Source organism: Pseudoalteromonas sp. DY56-GL22 (genome assembly GCF_041414715.1).
In the GTDB taxonomy this organism is placed as follows: domain Bacteria; phylum Pseudomonadota; class Gammaproteobacteria; order Enterobacterales; family Alteromonadaceae; genus Pseudoalteromonas; species Pseudoalteromonas simplex.
The window spans coordinates 197,936-217,814 of record NZ_JANHZR010000006.1; the positions used below are offsets into that span (position 1 = coordinate 197,936).

Annotated in this window: 13 protein-coding genes and 1 riboswitch; of the genes, 5 read left to right on the plus strand and 8 right to left on the minus strand. The window is 41.4% G+C overall.

What is annotated here, in order from left to right; translation table 11 throughout:
• Positions 1–9: 9 nt before the first annotated feature.
• Together NO991_RS14630 and NO991_RS14635 are read left to right on the plus strand one after the other, a co-directional pair.
• Positions 10–1,179: a DUF547 domain-containing protein gene (locus NO991_RS14630; protein WP_371352145.1), complete on the plus strand. Its 1,170-nt coding sequence runs from the start codon at positions 10–12 to the stop codon at positions 1,177–1,179.
• A 112-nt stretch (positions 1,180–1,291) separates the two neighbouring features.
• A complete protein-coding gene (locus NO991_RS14635; protein ID WP_300363109.1) occupies positions 1,292–4,264 on the plus strand; it encodes a DUF3857 domain-containing transglutaminase family protein in 2,973 nt (990 codons plus the stop codon).
• Here NO991_RS14635 and NO991_RS14640 read toward each other — a convergent pair.
• The gene (locus tag NO991_RS14640) at positions 4,261–7,710 is read right to left on the minus strand and encodes a PAS-domain containing protein (RefSeq protein ID WP_300543785.1); all 3,450 of its coding nucleotides are present in this window, start codon (positions 7,708–7,710) and stop codon (positions 4,261–4,263) included. The genes NO991_RS14635 and NO991_RS14640 overlap by 4 nt on opposite strands.
• A 727-nt stretch (positions 7,711–8,437) precedes the next feature.
• Positions 8,438–9,382: a ribosome biogenesis GTPase YlqF gene (gene ylqF, locus NO991_RS14645; RefSeq protein ID WP_054552314.1), complete on the minus strand. Its 945-nt coding sequence runs from the start codon at positions 9,380–9,382 to the stop codon at positions 8,438–8,440.
• Between the two features lie 91 nt (positions 9,383–9,473).
• Here ylqF and NO991_RS14650 point away from each other — a divergent pair, with 91 nt between their 5' ends.
• Both NO991_RS14650 and NO991_RS14655 read left to right on the plus strand, forming a co-directional pair.
• Positions 9,474–10,010, plus strand: coding sequence for a YaeQ family protein (locus NO991_RS14650; protein WP_054552313.1), 537 nt, complete (start codon positions 9,474–9,476; stop codon positions 10,008–10,010).
• A gap of 8 nt (positions 10,011–10,018) precedes the next feature.
• Positions 10,019–10,624: an alpha/beta hydrolase gene (locus NO991_RS14655; protein WP_054552312.1), complete on the plus strand. Its 606-nt coding sequence runs from the start codon at positions 10,019–10,021 to the stop codon at positions 10,622–10,624.
• A gap of 4 nt (positions 10,625–10,628) precedes the next feature.
• Here the strand turns inward: NO991_RS14655 and NO991_RS14660 are convergent, their stop codons facing one another.
• Positions 10,629–10,838 (minus strand): hypothetical protein, encoded by a 210-nt coding sequence (locus NO991_RS14660; RefSeq protein WP_054552311.1) that lies wholly within the window; start codon positions 10,836–10,838, stop codon positions 10,629–10,631.
• Positions 10,839–11,202: 364 nt separating this feature from the next.
• Between NO991_RS14660 and NO991_RS14665 the strand changes: the two genes are divergently transcribed.
• Positions 11,203–11,676: a Dps family protein gene (locus NO991_RS14665; protein WP_054552310.1), complete on the plus strand. Its 474-nt coding sequence runs from the start codon at positions 11,203–11,205 to the stop codon at positions 11,674–11,676.
• A gap of 58 nt (positions 11,677–11,734) precedes the next feature.
• On the opposite strand, the gene NO991_RS14670 is transcribed toward NO991_RS14665, so the two are convergent.
• The 5 genes from NO991_RS14670 to NO991_RS14690 form a co-directional block, all read right to left on the minus strand.
• Complete coding sequence (locus NO991_RS14670; RefSeq protein ID WP_054552309.1) at positions 11,735–12,136, minus strand: hypothetical protein; 402 nt, start codon at positions 12,134–12,136, stop codon at positions 11,735–11,737.
• Positions 12,137–12,187: 51 nt separating this feature from the next.
• The gene (locus tag NO991_RS14675) at positions 12,188–14,281 is read right to left on the minus strand and encodes a S9 family peptidase (protein ID WP_371352147.1); all 2,094 of its coding nucleotides are present in this window, start codon (positions 14,279–14,281) and stop codon (positions 12,188–12,190) included.
• Between the two features lie 322 nt (positions 14,282–14,603).
• On the minus strand, positions 14,604–15,173 hold the full coding sequence (locus NO991_RS14680) for a hypothetical protein (RefSeq protein ID WP_054552308.1): 570 nt from the start codon (positions 15,171–15,173) through the stop codon (positions 14,604–14,606).
• Between the two features lie 108 nt (positions 15,174–15,281).
• A riboswitch (cyclic di-GMP riboswitch) is annotated at positions 15,282–15,365 on the minus strand.
• Between the two features lie 135 nt (positions 15,366–15,500).
• Positions 15,501–18,638: an efflux RND transporter permease subunit gene (locus NO991_RS14685; RefSeq protein ID WP_187490532.1), complete on the minus strand. Its 3,138-nt coding sequence runs from the start codon at positions 18,636–18,638 to the stop codon at positions 15,501–15,503.
• Between the two features lie 9 nt (positions 18,639–18,647).
• Positions 18,648–19,820, minus strand: a complete 1,173-nt coding sequence (locus NO991_RS14690; protein ID WP_300419098.1) for an efflux RND transporter periplasmic adaptor subunit — start codon at positions 19,818–19,820, stop codon at positions 18,648–18,650.
• Positions 19,821–19,879: the final 59 nt, after the last annotated feature.

The following is a 19,879-nucleotide window of genomic DNA, read 5'->3' on the forward strand; positions in this document are numbered from 1 at the left end:
GTGGTGAAAATGAAAAACGCCATAAAACCCATCGCATTAGCAACGTCACTTATTTTGGTAATGGCCTGTAATTCAACGGCACCTATTAATAAAACAGCCGCCACAGCAATTAACCAAGAGAAGTTCAGTCAATTTCATCAATATAATGAAAACTCAAATTCCACACTTGAATACGCTAGCTATGGGCAAATATTAAGTGCTTCGGTGATTGATTTAGGCGTGTCTGACCGCTACCGCATCACCTCACACACCACTGCTATAGGTACACGGTTGTCATCTAACCCTAAACCGTCTACAGCAACAGAAGCAAACCGCTTTTATTATGATTCTTATAAAGAAAACCCTAAAATGAAGCAAGCTTTGCAAGTTGTGCAAAAAAAAATGGCCGACCTGCCAAATAAGATTAACTTGAGTAACTTGCCAAAGTCTGAACTGCTCGCTTACTGGTTCAATCTTTATAACGTGACGGTACTCAATGAGTTAGTTCAGCAGTACCCAGTAAAAAACTTATCTAAGCTAATAAACGAAGAGCCAAGTTTTTTTGATAAGCCGCGTTTTAACTTTAATGGTAACCAGTATTCATTGAACGACATTGAATACAACATTGTGGCACCACTATTTAACAACGATCCACTACTAATGTACGGCTATTACCGTGGCTACATTGGCAGCCCAAATTTACTAGATCACCCATATACAGCAAAAAATGTATTTACCGCTCTGACCACCAATGCTGTGCAATTTGTAAATTCAAATCGAGGCAGTGTTATTGATACTCACAGCACACGCGTTTCTTCTTTGTACCTTGAAAAGAAAAACTATTTTCCTAATTTTGAAGAAGATTTAGCTGCTCATCTTCAGTCATTAGTGATTCCAGAGCCAGATAAAAACCAAGTTGTGCAAAACCTCTCTTTTAGTATCGATAATTACGATATTACCGATATTTTAGGTAGCGATATTCCATACGGTGGCGGTAATGCAGTAGTTATCGATCCAAGTATTGTGGCAGTTGGTTGGGATACGGCCTTTACGACCTATGGTGATAATTCAAGTAAAATAATAGGTCAGGTAAGCCCACTGCGCCGCGAGATTTTGAAAAAAATCACGCAAAAATACTATGAAGTAAATAGCCGCGTTGAAATCACAGATTTACCTGACAAAGAAGGCACTGAAAACTAACGCTTATTTAGCATTGGACCTAAAAAGAAGCATTTATATTGAACTTTATTTGGCTCATGCAGCGAAATTCAGTAATTTGTCATATAAAGCTAAACGTAATTAGAAAATAACAATGAAATGGATGCACTTACAACTTAAGCTACAGGCTGTTTTTTTATTCTTTGTGAGCTGCTTTGCAGCCGCTGAAGAGTATCAAGTTGCGCCCGCAGCTAACTGGGTAAAACACCATGAGTTACTTACCCCTGAGATACCTCGAGACCAAATACGAGACGGGACTTTCTACCTGATGCTCGACACTCAGCTTCAGGTATCTGAGCAAGCCCCACAGCAACGCTTTAATCGTACTGTAATGCAAGCGGTCAATCAGTCTGGGGTTGATTATATTAGCCAGCTGAATATTGATTTTGACCCAAATTATCAATTTCTTACGCTCAATAGTTTAGGCATTATTCGTGACGGCCAATATATAGATAAACTAAATAGTGCCGAGCTACAGGTGTTACAACGCGAGACTGACTTAGCAAGTCGTATATACAATGGCACCTTAAGCCTAAATGTCATTATTGATGATATGCGGGTCATGGATATTTTAGATTACAGCTATACGGTTTCGGGCAGTAATCCGGTTTATCAACACTTCAGCACCAAGCGCACACTGAACTGGTCGGTGCCGATAGTGCAGCAATTTATGCGGGTACAGTGGCAAAAGCCTACGCCCTTATATATCAACTTTATAAATGGCGAGTCGCCTGTTACTAAAACCAAGCTAGATACGGGTTTTGACTACCAGATTAGCCAACACAATGAGCCGACCCTTAGCTCTGCAAGCGAAGTACCGCATTGGTATTCGCCTTACAAGGAAGTGTACTTTTCTGAAGTAAATAATTGGCAAGAGGTAGTCAATTGGTCGTTACCTTTGTACCAATCTGCCATCGAAGTGAGCCCTGCTATTGAAACAATTGCTCGTCAAATTAAGTTTCAACATGCCGATTTAGAGTCTCAAATTGTGGCTGCCCTGCGCTTTAGCCAAGACGAAGTACGTTATTTGGGCCTAGAAATGGGCACCAACTCACACCAGCCTACTCCAGCATCAGAAACTCTGGCACTGCGCTATGGCGACTGTAAAGACAAAACCGTCTTGCTCATTTCTTTACTTAAAGCGCTCGGGGTAGAGGCTCATCCTGCTTTAGTTAACACTGAAGACCGAAAACGTACTGCTAGCTTACCGGTCTCTCCTAGCTTATTTGACCATGTCATTGTCACCTTAGAGCATCAAGGTAAGCGTTATTGGCTTGATCCGACCATTTCGTATCAGCGCGGCGATTTAGAAAATTTAGCTCAACCGAACTACGATGTAGCGTTAATAATAAAGCAAGGTGAAACAGGCTTTACAGATATGTTCACAGAGCCTGCCCTAAAACGCATACAGGTTTCTGATAATTATCAGATCCCAGAAGGTATTGATGAGCCAGTTAGTTTCTCAACTCAATATAAATACGGTGACTTTGAAGCAATTAGCCGCCGCAGTTCAATCGCTAAAAACAGCTTAAAAAGCATAGAAGATGATTACCGCGAATATTATCAAGATACCTACAAGGGCTTAAAAACTGCCAAACCTATGCTGGTTGAGTCCCCAGAGGACACCGGTCAGCTAATTACCAATGAGCACTATACTATTGATGACTTTTGGCGACCTGAGGGTAATGATTTTCAAAATGACTTTTACGCCAGTGAAATTCAAAACTCAGTTTATAAGCCGGAACAGCGAGAGCGTAACAATGCACCAATGTGGTTTCGTTACCCAAATAATATCGAAACAACCATAAAGGTTACGTTTACGGACTCTAATTGGCAGTTTGATGATGAGCAGGCCACAATCGATAACCCATTTTTTCATCTCGAGAAACGCGTGACATTTAAAGACTCGGTGTTGACCTTATACTTTGATTACAGTGCTAAGCAGGATCATATTCCAGCCGATCAAATAGACCTTTACCTAAGCGAGCGTAAAAAACTCAATAACGCGACCCATTACGGCATCATTAAATACGGCACAAATAGCGCCACAACCACACCAGCGGATGACGAAACCAACTGGTATAGCGTTTTTATTTTAAGTTACTTAGCGGCAATCATCTTTTTCATCGCGGCTTGGCGTTTTGAAGTTCGAAAACGTCCAGAATTTGAAGGTGCGCAGTTTTACCCTGTAAGCAACAGTAAATTTTACCTTTATAGTTTATTCAGCTTGGGCATATTTATTAATTACTGGAGTTATCGCAATTGGAAGTTTATTAAGCAGCAACAAAACAGCCATATGATGCCCATTGCCCGAGGTATTTTTGCGCCTTTATTCTTTTTTGCACTGTTTCTTCAACTTATAAAACATAGCGAACAAACCTTTAACAAAAATAAAATATTACCAACTGCGGTTGCTTTTGTAATTTGGCTAATGATTATTGTATGTGAAATAGCAAGTTCACTAGGTGACTATGGTATGTGGCTATTCTTAATCATTCCTTTATTGTGGCTACCAATTGTTAACTACATTCAAAACCTGAACCAACCTAAAGATGCGTTAGAGTACAACTCAAAATGGCGTGCAAGACAGCTGCTAATTTCTGTATTCGCGACGCCTTTACTACTTTATGGGCTAATTGCTGAATTATACTTATTGCCTAATTCAACCATAGTTACAGGTGACAAACTTTGGTCTTATCAGGTTAACTTTTTAAAGCGTCAAGAGATTATGCCTAGTGATGAAAATGTGGAGTATTTTTATAGCGATGCATTTTTTGATTTCAGAGATGATGGCAATGGCATGACGAAAAATACGCTTTTTAGTTACTGGAAAAATGAACAAGGTGTAATTGAAAAAGATCTGCTCTACTTTAATGAAATAAAAGAAGTGAAAGCAGACTATGCAAAAAGTCCTCTAACAACATCTTCACTTACCGTTATTGATTATGACGGTAATGAGATGCTGTTATTCTTAAGCAATGAAGACGACCTAGATAGACGCTTTGTTGCCAAGGTTAAGCAACGCCTCAAAGAGTCAACCTTAGCAACTGAGCAAAACGCAGATTAAGTCAGTCGCTTAATCATGCGTTTTAAGGCGGGCGCTTTCAGAGGCTTATAAAGCAATGGATAGCCCGCATCGAGCACTAATTCGCGTATGCCTTCATCATGATTCGCAGTATTAACGATGGCAGGTAAGTGTGTTAGTGCCGCTTGCTCAATCACTTCAAGTCCCGTTACTCCATCATCAAGCTGATAATCAATAATCAACAATTGCGGCAGGGCTTGACTTGCCTTTAACTGCTCAAGCTCCGCTAAGTTAGTGGCTATTGAAATTTCACAGCCCCAATTTTCGAGTAGCTGCTTTAATGCCTCTAACACGTTGCGGTCGTTATCAAGCAACCAAATACGCAATTGCCCCAGCTCTGTTTCTTGTGATGCTTCAGCGCCTTTCGCTTGCGCAAGCGCAGCACTCACTCTACAAGGCAGGGTAAGGGTAAATTGCGTGCCTTTACCAAGTTCAGACCCCATCACTAAGGGTATTTTAAGTAAGTCACATATACGTTTAGTGATTGCCAACCCTAAGCCTAACCCCTCGGCGCTTGGCTTTGCACCAAGCTGTTTAAACTCTTGGAAAATAGTTTGTTGATCGCTCGATGCAATACCAATCCCTGTGTCTTCAACAATAAAGGATACATGGTCATCGTCGTACTGCATTTTTAAGCGCACTTCACCTTGCTCGGTATAACGAATCGCATTACTCAAAAGGTTACGTAGTACTCGACGTAACAGCGCTTTGTCGGTATGCAAGCGCACATCACAGGTTTCAATAATGAACTTTAAGCCTTTTTCACGGGCAAGGGCTTCGTAGTCATTACGCAGAGGCTCAACCAACGAACTGGCAGCAAACTCGCTCATTTGTACTTTAAATGAGCCTGAATCGAGCTTAGTTAACTCTAAAATACTCGATAATAACTCTTCGGCGCTGCCCAATGAATTCTTAATATTCATCGCCAGCTCTTTAAGTTCGGTGTCTTGGGCTTTTTCATTCATTAAAGAACAAAACAAGCTCGCAGCATTGAAAGGTTGCAGTAAATCATGGCTAGCAGCGGCAAAAAAGCGCGTTTTACTGACCGTTGCTTGCTCCGCCACTTGCTTTGCCATCGACAACTCTTGGTTTGCTTGAGTCAATGCCAAGGTGCGTGCTGCGACTTTTTCTTCAAGGCTAACATTGGCTTCGGTTAACGCTTTTTGTTGTTTTACGAACTCGGTGATGTCGGTATAGGTTGTTACAAAGCCGCCACCTGGCAGTGGGTTACCTTGCATTTCAAACACGCGACCATCATTGTGCGAGCGCTGGTATTTATAAGCACTGCCTTGGCGTAAATAGGCTAAGCGTTTTTCAACTTCGCTGGTCATGCTCTCGCCGCTAAATAAACCGCGCTCGGCATTAAAACGAATAATGTCGGCAACCGGGCGGCCTATGTAAAGCGCATCATCTGGGTAGGCGAACATGTTTTTGTAGCCTTGGTTCCAAGCTACCAAGCGCAGCTCACTATCAACTACACTGATCCCTTGTTGAATGTTTTCGATTGTTGATTGCAATAAATCACGATTAAATTTAAGCACTTGGCTTGCTTCGTCAACAAACTCGGCAACCTGTTCTAGAGGCTGGCGCTGCTCATTTTTCGCCACATCTAAAATAAGTCGTGCCGATGCGCCGCCGATCACCGCAGACATCTCGCGCTCAACTAATAGCTCTAACTCGACATTGGCAGGGCGCTTCCACTTACTTTTATCATCCGGAAAGTAATGATTTACCAAAGACTGTGCCGCTTCTTTTTCGGCAAATCGTTGCAATAGTGCACCTAGGTCATGGTAGCTCAAAGGCTGTAGATGATTGCTTACCTTCGAATCATTCAGCTGCGAAACAAACTTATTACTCTGTAAGCGTTCAGCTAAGGTTGCTCGACTAAATAAAGGCACTAAGAAATACACTAAACAGTTCGCACCTAACGATAGCAATAGAGCTTGGCTAATGCTTTCCATGCCTAGTGAGAATAAGTCGGTTGGCGCTAACCAGCTTATTCCCCAAGGTCCATTTACAAGCCATAAGCTATCGCTTCCTAAACCTCCAGCGATATTCGGTAGTAAAAGTGTGTATCCCCAAATAATAAAGCCGCTTAAAATCCCCAATTGCGCACCGCGACACGATGCTTGTCGCCACCATAAGCCTATAATCATGGCTGGCGAAAATTGCGCGACTAAGGTGAACGACATCAAACCCACATTGGCAAGGGTTGTACTTTCGCCTAGCACTCGGTGAGTGAAGTAACTAAGCAATAAAATCAATACGATAACGATTTTACGTGCATGTAATAGGTTATTTTTATCAAGCCCGCGACTGCTCGATGTAAGTTGCGAGCGGCGTAAAATAAACTGGTTAATAAAGTCATTAGTGATCATCACTGAAAGCACAATTGATGACACTATCACCATACTGGTTGCCGCGGAAAAGCCGCCTAAAAAGGCTAATAACGCCACAAAAGCATCATCAGCCGCCATAGGTAAAGCCAATACAAAGGTGTCGTAGCCGACTTCTTGACCTTGAAAGTAAATTAATCCGGCATATGCAATAGGTAAAATAAATAGGTTAATAAGTAAGAGGTAAATCGGAAATAGCCAACGCGCCGAGGCCAGCTCTTTATCGTTATTTTTTTCGATAAAGCTCATGTGGAATTGTCTTGGCAAACATAAGGTCGCCAAAATACCAAGCAAAGTATGAGCAACATACACATAGGTTGGACTTTGTGTGGCCGTCACTTGCTGATCAATATTTAAGTCATGCGCTTTTTCAAACAGCGCCACTGGGCTGTCGAATAGAGCAAAGCATACATACAAACCCACCGCTAAAAACGCCAACAACTTAACCACAGATTCAAAAGCAATACTGGCAATCAATCCTGGGTTATGCTCACTGGGTTTTAACCGCCTCGCGCCGAATAAAATAGCAAACAGTGCCAATACAATCGTGATGTAAAAAGTACTATCGGCCCATACTTCATGGCTTTGTGTGGCAGCACGGTCGGTAAGTAAGTTGATACTTTGTGCAGTTGCACTTAGCTGTAAAGAGATATAGGGCACAATGGCAATCACTGAAATCAATGAAATGAGTCCAGACAAACTCGACGACTGACCATACCGAGTCGCAATAAAATCTGCCATTGAGGTTATTTTTTGCTGCCGACAAATATGCGCTATGCGGCAATAGACTTGCCACCCAAAAATGAATAACAAGATAGTGCCTGCATAGGTCGGAGCCAACCACCAGCCGTTGTATGCAGCTTGTGCTGTAGTGCCAAAGAACGCCCAAGAGGTGCAATACACCCCAAGTGATAAACCATAGGTTAAGCCTTTAAAAGGCAATACTTTTCTTTTATCAGCCCAGCCTGCAACCGCAAATAAAATTGCCAGATACACAATTGCAAGAAGGCTTATTGACCAAATTGAGAACATCGCATGTGATTATTTTAATTGTTATAGCCCCAGCATAGTTTTTATTGCACGTAATTTACAGCCTAACTTTAGTGCTAATGCATTGTATTACGGAAGTTTAAAAAACAAACACAAAGAAATGAGAATTATTTTCAATTGAGTGTTGACAGACACGTAAATCTAATTGATAATCACTATCAACAAGACGATAAAGTACTTGTTCGGAATAAACTGATTTGTTTCTCGACCCTGAAACACGTGTGGCCCACGATAAAGCTAAGATCGCCTGTTGCTAATCGCAACGCCCCTTGATATTGGCAACAGGTGATCGCCCTACTATTTTACTTGCTACATTGCTCATATCGGTGACGGTAGATATGAAACTCAAAAAGCCCTTACAGGGCTTTTTTTATGTCTGAAATTCGTACAAAACCTGCAATAAAACTAAATGAGAATTATTTTCAAAAAAGTATTGACAGCATCGCAAACCTAATTGATAATTAATCTCAACAAGCCAAGCGAAGTATGATGACTTGTTGAGATTGAATTTGTTTCTCCCCAGAAACGCGTGTCGACACGTTAAAGCTTTAGCTTATATGTTGCTAATCGCAACGCCCCTTGATATTGGCGACATATAAGCGACCCTACTTATTTTACTTGCTACATTGCTCATATCGGTGACGGTAGATATGAAACTCAAAAAGCCCTTGCAGGGCTTTTTTTATGTCTAAAAGTTAATGCGTTAACTTTATCGACGGTTCTTACGTGCACGTGCACGGCGTTGTTTTTTCTCTTCTTCTTTAGCGGCTTTTTTCGCCTCTGCAGCAGCGCGAAGCTGTGCAACCATTTGCTCTTCTTCTTCACGCATGGCCGGTGTTTCCATGGTAATACGACCAATAATGCCATCGCGTAATTCGTTGATAAGAATTTCAGACATTTTGTAAGTGTCGATTTGATTGCCACCGCGGATACAACCACGCTTTTTACCTGCCATTTCAACAAACTCCCAGTCAGACTCTGGTAGCTCATCAATTTTATAGCGGCTTTTTAAAAGCTCTGGGTATGCATGCAGTAAATATTCAGCGGTGTAACTTGCCACTTCTTCGTAGTCGATAGCGGTATCACGAATAGCACCGGTTGCCCCTAAACGATAACCAGAGTTTTCGTTCTCTACTTTAGGCCATAACATACCCGGCGTGTCGTAAAGCATAATGCCATCGTCAAGCTTAATACGTTGCTGCGCTTTGGTTACCGCAGGTTCATTACCTGTTTTTGCCACGATACGGCCGGCCAAAGTATTAATAAGCGTTGATTTACCAACGTTTGGAATACCCATGATCATGGCTTTAATTTGTTTATCAGCGCCTACTTTATGAGGCACTAATTTTTTACAAAGCTCATTAATACGGTGCACTTCACCTGCTTTATCATTACCAAAATCAATCGCTTTCACACCACTTTGCTGCTCAAAGTAGTCTTTCCAAGCTTGCGTTAACTTAGGATCAGCCAAGTCCGCCTTGTTCATGATTTTGATCACCGGCTTATCGCCACGCAGCGCAGTAACCATTGGGTTTTCACTACTGTAAGGAATACGGGCATCAAGTACCTCAATGATCACATCCATCTGTGGCATGATTTCTTTAATTTCGTTTCGGGCTTTGTTCATGTGACCCGGGAACCACTGGATGGCCATTTTTAACTCCTACAAGATAATTTCACGGTATTTTAACTGGCTCGGCAACGAATTGCGCTATAATGACGCAAATTTTTTCAAGTAAGCAGTTATGGCTCTTAAATCAACCATTATTAAAGCGCAATTATCGTTAAGCGATATGGATCGCCACATTTATCAAGATTTCAATTTAACTCTGGCACAACACCCATCAGAAACCGAACAACGTTTGATGATCCGCTTGTTGGCTTTTGCGCTAAATGCCCGTGAAGGCTTAGAGTTTACTAAAGGCTTATGCGCCGATGATGAGCCTGAGCTTTGGCACATTAACTATAGCGAAGAAATTGAATTATGGGTTGAGCTTGGACTACCAGACGAAAAACGCCTGAAAAAAGCCTGCAATAAGTCGAAGCAAGTTGTTTTATATACCTATGGTGAAAATAACCAAGCGATTTGGTGGCAAAAACATCAACCTAAGTTGTATGATTTTAAAAACTTAAGTATTTTTAGTCTCGATTATGCTGCGACTCAGGCATTAGCCGACTTAGCTGATCGTAATATTAAGCTCACTATTACCATTCAAGACGGTGAAGTATGGGTTAGCTCAGACACAGCAAATATCGAAATTAAACCGCAACAGTTAATGTAAGGAATGCGATGGCAATTAGGCAAGTTGTAGTATTACACGGACTATATATGTCAGGCTTTGTGATGCGCCCTTTATGTGCGCGTCTTGAAAAGTCAGGACTAAAAATACTCAATTTGACCTATAACACGCTCTCTCCCGATAGAGCGGCGATTTTCGATAAGATTGATCGCTTTATTGGTGGTAAACCTACCGCCTTAGTTTGCCACTCAATGGGCGGCTTGGTTGCTCGCGCTTACTTAGAGGCCAATTCTCTTCAAAGCCGCCATGTCGAAAAGGTGATCACCTTAGGCACCCCGCATAAAGGCAGCCATATTGCCAAACAAATGCAGCAGAAGGGCTTTGAAATGCTGTTAAAAAATAGCGTGGAGTTTCTATTATCTGAGAATGGCAATTGGCCGTTTAATGCCAAGCTTTATAGTATTGCTGGTGACTTACCCATAGGGCTAATGCCACTGATTGCTAAAGGCAGTGTCTCTGATGGTACAGTTTTGATAGATGAAACCAAGCTCAATGGCATGGCAGAACATAAGGTGTTTCATTTGAGTCACACCAGTATGATCTACTCACGCCAAGTGATGGATTACATCATTAAGCTTATAAATCAAAGTGAGTGATACTTTAATCTTCAGCACTTGCAGCCACTTTATATGAGATTAAAACAATGATCCCTAAGATCAATGGTACAGGTGCTGCAATATAGCCAAAGGTATCAAAGTTTGCGAAGCTAGCACCTGCTAGATGACCTACCAAACCGATAACAAATGCAAGTAATGCGATCACGACAACGACTATTTCAGCTTTGTTTTCTTTAACTGTTTTACCGTCCATTTTTCTTCTCCTGGTTAAATGCGGTAAAGTCATTATGCGCTTCTGGTTCGTTGTTTTTTTGACCTAAATCAAGTTCTAAATCAGCGTGTTTCTCAGCAGGTGCAAACCTTGTTTTAGATCATACTTTCTGCCTAATTTTAAAATATTCGTAAAATAAGGTAGATTTTTTGCTCAGTTGCCCCAAGTCTATTAAAAGTAATTCAAAGTTATATTGATAGTGCATAAATGGACAACACCAACCTTTGATAGGTAAAACCTATCACTGTGTTCGAATTAAACCATTTTACAGATTAACCAAGATGGCTAATACTTAACACCAAGCACTAGCAAGTAAACACTTAACGGTTTTTTTAAGGAGCAATCTATGTCACAGGTAAATGCAATTGGTTTAAACAGCGCAAAAAGTGAAGATATCGTAAATTCACTAAACTCTTTACTAAGCTGCTACCAAATTCAATATATGAACGCACGCGGCTTTCATTGGAATATCAAAGGTCGTAACTTTTTTGAATTACACCTTAAATTTGAAGAAATTTATAACTTACTACTTGAGAAAGTAGACGAGATTGCAGAGCGTATTTTAACGTTAGGTGGTACACCGGTACATGCATTCTCTGAATACATTGAAGCAAGTAAGATCAGTGAAGCTAAAAATATCACAGAAGGCACTGCTGCAGTAGAAAACCTTTTAGCAGGTTACAGCACGCTTATTCAAATGCAGCGTGAAATCTTAGCACAAGCTGGTGATGCAGATGACGAAGGTACAGCATCATTAATGGGCGACTACATTAAAGAACAAGAGAAACTTGTTTGGATGTTAAAAGCTTACCTAGGTTAATATTCAGAATTGACACGAAAAAGCCCTCTCTTGAGGGCTTTTTTATATTCAGAAGGTATTATTTTAACCACTTTCTTAAATTATCGTACTCGGGTCTTATTTGAAAAAAGCTTTCAGCGTCTTGGTGAAAGTTAATATCCATTTCGACACCAGACCAAACTGTTTCTAATAAATTGCGGGCAATGATATTCGCTTTGATGTAATCAACGCGTTTGTAGCCTCGTGCTTTGACAGCCTGAAAGTAAACCTTAGCAGTTTCAATACTATCGGCAGTTGCTAATTCAAATTGTTCCAAATTAACCACAGCATACTGAATTGAAAACTCTGGGTACTTCATGATTTCTTGAGCAACTTCAATACTAAATGAAGCAACGGCTTCTTTATTAAAACTGCCACTCATTTCCACATAAATCACCGGCGGCTCAACAAAATAACGCCAATCACCATGGGCTTTAAACATGCTTACCCCTTTGAAATACAACTTAAGTTTACGCTTATAAAATTTATTTACCTATTTATCTAAGCCTTTATTCGATAATAAAGCAATAAAAAAGGCCATTTCTAATGCCTTTTCTTCAAGGCTTTTAAAGCGACCCGATGCACCACCATGGCCTGCATCCATGTCGGTTTTAAATACCAAAATGTTGTCATCGGTTTTAAGCTCACGTAGCTTAGCAACCCACTTCATTGGCTCCCAGTATTGCACTTGAGAGTCATGAAACCCTGTTGTAACAAGAATATTAGGGTAAGCCTGTGGCTTAATATTATCGTACGGTGAGTAAGCCTGAATCACATCATAAAACGCTGGATCATTTGGGTTACCCCATTCGTCGTATTCATTGGTCGTCAGTGGAATACTCTCATCTAGCATAGTAGTTAGCACATCCAAAAATGGCACATGACAACCAATACCTAAATAAAGCTCAGGTGCTTGGTTAACCACAGCGCCCATTAATAAGCCACCAGCACTGCCACCAGACGCGAATACTTTCTCTGGGTGTGCATAGCCTTGCTCAGTAAGCGCATGCGTAACATCAATAAAATCGCTAAAGCTATTTTGCTTATATTGCTTTTTACCTTGCTCATACCAGTGACGCCCTAGCATTTCACCACCACGAATATGTGCAATCGCATAAACAAAACCGCGGTCAAGCAAGCTTAGTGAGCTACTTGAAAAACTAGGATCGATGGTAATACCATACGCGCCATAGCCATATTGCAACAGCGGATTACTTCCATCTTTATTAAATTGGTCGATACGATAAACCAAAGATACCGGCACTTGCTCGCCATCTCTTGCAGTAACCATTAAACGTTCTGAGCGATAATGCTCTGGGTTAAAATCACCCAATACTTGCTGTTGTTTTAATAAGGTTTTGTTACCTGTTTTTAAATCAACATCATACAAAGAACCTGGCGTAGTTAAGCTTGAATAGTAAATACGCGCAGAGCTCACATTCGGCTCTGGATTCATGGCAATTGCAGCATAATAACAAGGGTCATCAAACTCTAAAGTAAGACGCTCGGCTTGCTGAGCCACCACTACAAAACGTGTTTGGCCAAGCTCTCGCTCGGTGAGGATAAGGTAGTCATCGAAAATCTCGACCCCTTCTAACAATACGTTCTCGCGATGTGCTGTATGCTCTTGCCAACGATGTTTATCGGCAATGGTGCTTTGCGTCGCGGTCATTAAACGAAAGTTTTTCGCTTGCCAGTTGGTCACAATGTAAAAGGTATCACCTAGCTTATCGACATCGAACTCATGGCCTTCTTCGCGTGGCATTAAGGCGCTAAATCCACCTTCTGGATTATTGGCATCAAGCACCCAAGTATCGTTTGTTTCTGTAGTCGCAAGGTCAATTATGATCAGGCTTTCATCGCGGCTTTTGCCAAGCCCCATAAAGAAGCTTTTATCTTGCTCTTCATAAACCAGTACGTCATCAGCTTGCGGGGTGCCTAAAACATGGCGGTAAACCTGAAAACCCAATAAGGTTTGCAGGTCTTTTTTCACATAAAACACCGTTTTATTATCATTAGCCCACACCACTTGGCCTTCGGTGTTTTCCAGCACATCACTAAACATCTCGCCGCTGGCAATATTTTTAAAACGCACGGTATAAATACGACGACCTTCAGTGTCTTCAGAGTATGCAAGTAGCTGCTCGTCAGGGCTAATTGCAACTTCGCCTAATTCATAAAATTCGTAATCGCCAGCTAATTGATTTACATCTAACAGCAAGTGCTTGTCGCGTGCCTCTATTGAGCTACTGCGATAATGGCGTGCATATTCATCGTCGCCACGTACTTCTGAGTGATACCAATATTGACCATCTTTCACGGGTACCGTGTTGTCGTCTTTTACAATGCGGTCTTTTAGTTCATTAAATAATTGTTCGCGCAGTGGTTTTATATCGGCGAGTTGCTCATCGCAATAATCGTTTTCGGCGTTTAAGTGCGCTAATACATCTTTATTTTCACGCTCATCATCACGCATCCAATAATAGTTATCGGTGCGAGTTAGTTGATGAGTAGTTAATGGATGAGGCTGTTTTTTGGCAACAGGAGGATGCGCTAATAAAGACAAAGAATACGAATTTGACGACACAAGAAAAAACCAAAATAAAAAACGAATTGCTGGCAGTTTATCACAGAATTATTCCAATCCGCTTAATTAAGTAGTCTATTTTGAGGCAATAAAACCTCGTTGATAACAAGGCAAAAATTTCGTTATTTAGTTGTTCTCGGCAATTGCTCCTGCATTGCTCTACCTCCTGCATCCATGCAGTCGTAAATGAGGAATTTTTAACGCAGTTAACGACAGGTTTAATCCCTCAAAATGATTAAGTATTATTGCGGGTTGGTATTAAAAAAGCCCACTCAAATTGAGTGGGCTAAGCAATGCTAAAATAGCATTTAGGGGGAAACTCTTAATGTGAAACTTGCTGCCAAGCCATAGCCCAGCTTTTTCCTACACCTGGTTCAAATAGCGGGTTGTGTGAATCTTTAACACGACAAAACTCGCTAAATGGCCATGGTTTACACATATAAATATGGCCTGTTTTAGGTTGTAAAACCTTAATTCCTGCACTGTAATCGTTGCATGCTTGAGGATAAACATAGTCATAATCTTGCAGACTATCTTTTACTCGCTCTTCACACTTGGCGATACAATTAAACGCCACTTTTACATGCGTAATACCCGAGCCTTCTAGGGCATAAATTTGGTTTGAGCGATAGGCTACCACTAAACCTTGATCAGTCATTTTTCCAGCTTTTACTAGCGGAATATGCACATTAATATGCTCAGCAACGGAGCGCGGCCAATTATGAGGCTCACCTTGATCCGTACTGACTATTGGATATTCGAATGATAAATCGACTAGCTCTCCTTGCATGTCATAAAAGGTCACAATCACCCTATCACCAACAAATAGTTGGGTATGATGATTCAAGCAACCAATCGGCAACCACTTCCCGGAGGCCATTGACGTATGCATAAACAAAGTATCACCCTAAGAACAACTAATAGGCATTATCTAACAACCGTACAAAATAAATACTTTTTAGTTTGAGGCAAAAGATCCAAAGCACTAGATTATGTGCTTATCAGCGGTCCCGCTATCATAGTTTAAAACCTTAGACCGGAAACTTTGCGTCCTAACTTTTCAGTTAGTTTGCCAAAAACAAGACTGAGTATAATCGCGACCGAATCACAAATCAAACAAAAGAATGTAACCAAAGGTCTTATATAGCAAATAGTTACTAGCAAAAGATGCAGAAACAAAAAAGCCAACCGCTCGGTTGGCTTTAAAACAGAAAGAGCTTTAGTCTTTCACCAGCTTTCTTCTGGTCGTTACTCGGTGACCAGAACGGAATATATTCAAAAAGCCATTACCTACATCACTCATGATAATGTACAAACAAGGTACTAGTACTAAAGTGATTAGAGTTGCAAACATAACCGCAAAACCAAGTGCAACCGCCATTGGAATTACAAACTTAGCTTGCAAGCTGGTTTCGAACATAATCGGTAGTACACCGGCAAAGGTTGTAATTGATGTCAGGGTGATTGCTCTAAAGCGCGCACAACCTGCTTCAATAACCGCTTGGCGAGTTGAAATACCTTCGCGGCGTGCTTGGTTTACAAAGTCTGTCATAACTAACGAGTCATTAATTACAACACCGGCCGCAGCAATCAAGCCAAAGCCCGACATCAAGCTAATATCTAAACCAAACCAGAAGTGACCCCAAATAGCACCGGTTAAGCTAAATGGAATAACCGACATAACAATAAGAGGCTGTGAATAGCTCTTAAGCGGCACTGCAAGCAAGATATACACTAAAATCATACCGCCAATAAAGAACATGATTTGCTCGTTAGCTTGCGCTTGTTGTTCTTCAATAGAACCACCTAGCTCAGTTTTAACTGATGGGTATTCCTCTTTTAACTGCGGTAATAAGTTCTCATCAACTTGCTTAACCACTTCACCCGGTTCAATCGCTTCTTCATCGATACTGCCGTAGATATACACAGTACGATAGCCACCTTCACGGCGAATATAGCTAATACCTGGTTTTTCGTTCAGTTCAACAACATCGCCCAGCATCACCTCTTGGCCCGCAGGCGTTGTGATCACAGCATGCTTTAATGATGCAAACGCTTCACGTGTTAGTTTCGGGTAACGAACCATAACACGTACTTCTTCACCGCGACGAATAACACGCTGTGCTTCACCACCGTAGAAGCTTGCGCCTACTTGATTAGCAATATTGGCAAGGTCTAAACCTAAATCATATGCCACAGGTTTTAAGCTTAATTGTACTTCTTTGCTCGCCGGATCGATGGTCGAACTAATATCAAACAAGCCTTTTTGCTGTTGTAATAGTTGGATGAAACGACGACCTGCATCATTTAAGGTATCGATATCTGGGCCGTAAAGTAAGTAACCAAACTCACCATCCATACCACCGCCATTTACATCATCGTAAATTTGCAGTGATTTCACACCTGGGATGCTTGGCATTTGTTCACGCCAACGACGCGATAATTCGAATGCGTTATACGGGCGAAGCTCTTCATCTACCAGCGGAGCAAGTAATTGTGCTTCAGTACGACCTTGGTTAAACACTAAGATATCGCGAATTAGCTTTTGGCCAAACTCTCGTTCTGTCTCTTGATCTACCTTGTTAACCATGGCTTCGATTTCACGAATAGCATTAATTGTTTGCATATCCGAGGCATTTTCATTCATTTCTAAACGAATTTGCGGAAAGTCCTGAGGTACTTTTGGTGTTGGTACCACACGCACTTGGTTTGATGTAATTAAGCCAAACGTCAAAATCAATAAACCGACAAACGCAAATAGTACAAACCAGCGCCATTCAACACACAGCTCAATAAAACGCTTATATGGACCATTTACAAAGTTAAAGAAACGTTTGTTAAAACGCGCTCGCCAGCTATTAGGATTAATTGGCGGAAACTTAGTATGGGCAATGTGTGCGGGTAAAATAAGTTTCGATTCAATCAAACTAAATATCAGGCACAGAATAACCACCACGGCGATACCAAAGAAGAATGCGCTCTCTGGACCACTTGATAATGTAAACGGTGCAAATACAGCAATTGTTGTTAAGACACCAAATGTTGCTGGGGTAGCAACGCGTTTTGCGCCATTTACCACGTTTACAACACCACCGCCTTTTTTCTCAATTTCGGTGTAGGCGCTCTCCCCTATGACTATGGCATCGTCGACCACGATCCCGAGTACCATAATAAAGGCAAATAACGACACGATATTAATACTGATACCAAATAATGGCATCATCATCATTGCACCTAAGAAACACACAGGTAAACCAATCATTACCCAAAGTGCTAGCTTAAAGCGTAAGAAGATAGACAGCATAATTGCCACCAAGATAGCCCCTTGGAAAAGGTTGGTTTTCATCATGTCTAAACGGGCATTGAGGTAATAAGTCATGTCCATCAGTGGCACAAGACGAAGACCGGCTGGTAGCTCTTTATTCTTTTGTTCAATAAAGGCTTTAACTGAATCAGCAACCGGGATCATATTTTGTTCTTTAGTTGCTTTTACAGATAAATAAACGGCATTTTCACCATTAAATTTAAAATAGCGTTCACCTTCAGTGAATTGGTCTTTGATCACAGCAATGTCGTTTAGCAGTACTTTCGCGCCATTAGCACCAATTTTTACTGGGATCTGGCGGAACTCATCACCGCTGTAATATTGATTTTCAACACGTACCGAGATAATACCTGCGTCAGTACGTAATTGACCTGCTGAAATATTTGCAGAGTAACGACGTACAGCACTGGCCACCTCACTTAAAGTAAGGTTGTATTGACGAAGTGAATCTGGGTCAATTTCAATCGCAATCTCATCAAGTGGTACATCGTTTTGTACCAGCGACACATTAGATAACTGCAATAACTCATCTTCAATTTTGTTTGCAACAGGCTTTAACTCAGTCAGTGGAATATCACCCACTAGCGTCATACCAATCACGTCTTGGCGAAACTCAACTTGGCTAATTGTCACCGGCTCCATGCCGGCAGGGAAAGTCGCAATACTGTCTACTCGTAGTTTCACTTTATCGAGTACATCCGTGAGCTCTGCATCTGTGTTGATCTCTAAACTTGCAGTGCCACTATTTCGGAACGAACGATATACACCACGTTTAATTTCGGTGACATCTTTTAGTGACTCTTCAATTTTGATCAGAATACTTTCTTCAATTTCCTGTGGTGAGGCACCCGGATAATTGGCCTGTACCTCGATATAGTTAATTTCAATATTCGGGAACATCTGACGCTGAATAGTGAAATAACTAATGATCCCCATGATGATGATAAACACCATCATTAAGTTAGCAGCGACCGAGTTATTGGCAAAATAGGCAATAAGGCCAGACTGTTTTTCTGTGTTTGTATCAGTCATAGTGCTACCTTAAAGCTTTTCAACCGCTGCAGTTTCTGCATCGCTTGTCATTTCTTTCATTCCAGCAATCTTCACTTCCATACCCTCTTGCGGATACTCAGGTAGCGTCAGAACCAACTGGTCATTCACTTCAAGGCCATCGCTAATGTAGAAATACTCACCTTCTTCACGCACTACGGTTACTTTACGTGATTCAAGTTTATTCTCGCCGTTCACAATCCACACCGTTTGGTTATTCACTAAAGACTGCGGTAAACGGTAGATGTTTTGTAATGTTGCACCGGCAAAGTTCACTTGAACGTAAGCACCAAATTTAATTGGTTGTACGTCATGCTTTAATCCGTATGGGTCATCAACACGAACAACTAAGTTGCTCATACGCGTCGCGTTATCAACAACGCCTAGGTCACGGTCAATTTCGGCTTCACGAGTAAAGCTGTTTAAGCCTTTATTGATAATGGTCGCTTTAACGCCTTTTAAGCGTTTTGGCAAAAATACACTATCGAAACCAGCAATTGGTACAATGATTTCTGCACTTTCAATATTATTAATTTCAGCAACTTGGCTGCCTACATTGATGTATTGACCGACACCAATTTCACGGCTGATCACCAGTGCATCGTAAGGTGCTTTCACCTCACAGCGAGCAAGGTCACGCTCGGCACGTTTTAATGCCGCTTGCGCTGATTTAACAGCTGCTTGTGCACTTAAAACTTGAGGTTTACGTAGGAATAAGTCGGTGCGCTCACGCTCTGGGTAACGTCTTGCTTCATCCTCTGCCACTTTAGCCTGTGCTTGCTCTTCGATCAGTGCCGCTTGAGCACTGGCAAGTGACGCTTCAGCTTGTAGTACAGCCGCTTCGTAGTTGTCTTTTTCGATGGTAAATAACACTTCACCGCGAGCTACGATGCCACCCGCAACAAAGTTTGGGTGCCAGCTTGTAACTTCACCAGCCACTTGCGAGGCAAGTAAGGTACTTTCAAGCGGTTTCACTTCGCCGTAACTATTAATAATCACTTGATGATCATCACTTGCTATTGGCTCAACCTGTACTAAAGGACGCACATCAACTACATCCTTGTCTTTAGGCTCTTGAGCAATCGCGTTTATTGCCTTAAAACCAGCAACACCAACGATTAATGCAACAAACGGTAAGATCCATTTTAATAAACTTGTGCGCATAACTTACACCTATAATATTTTCACTGGCCCTATCATACCAAAGCTGACAGAAACATTAA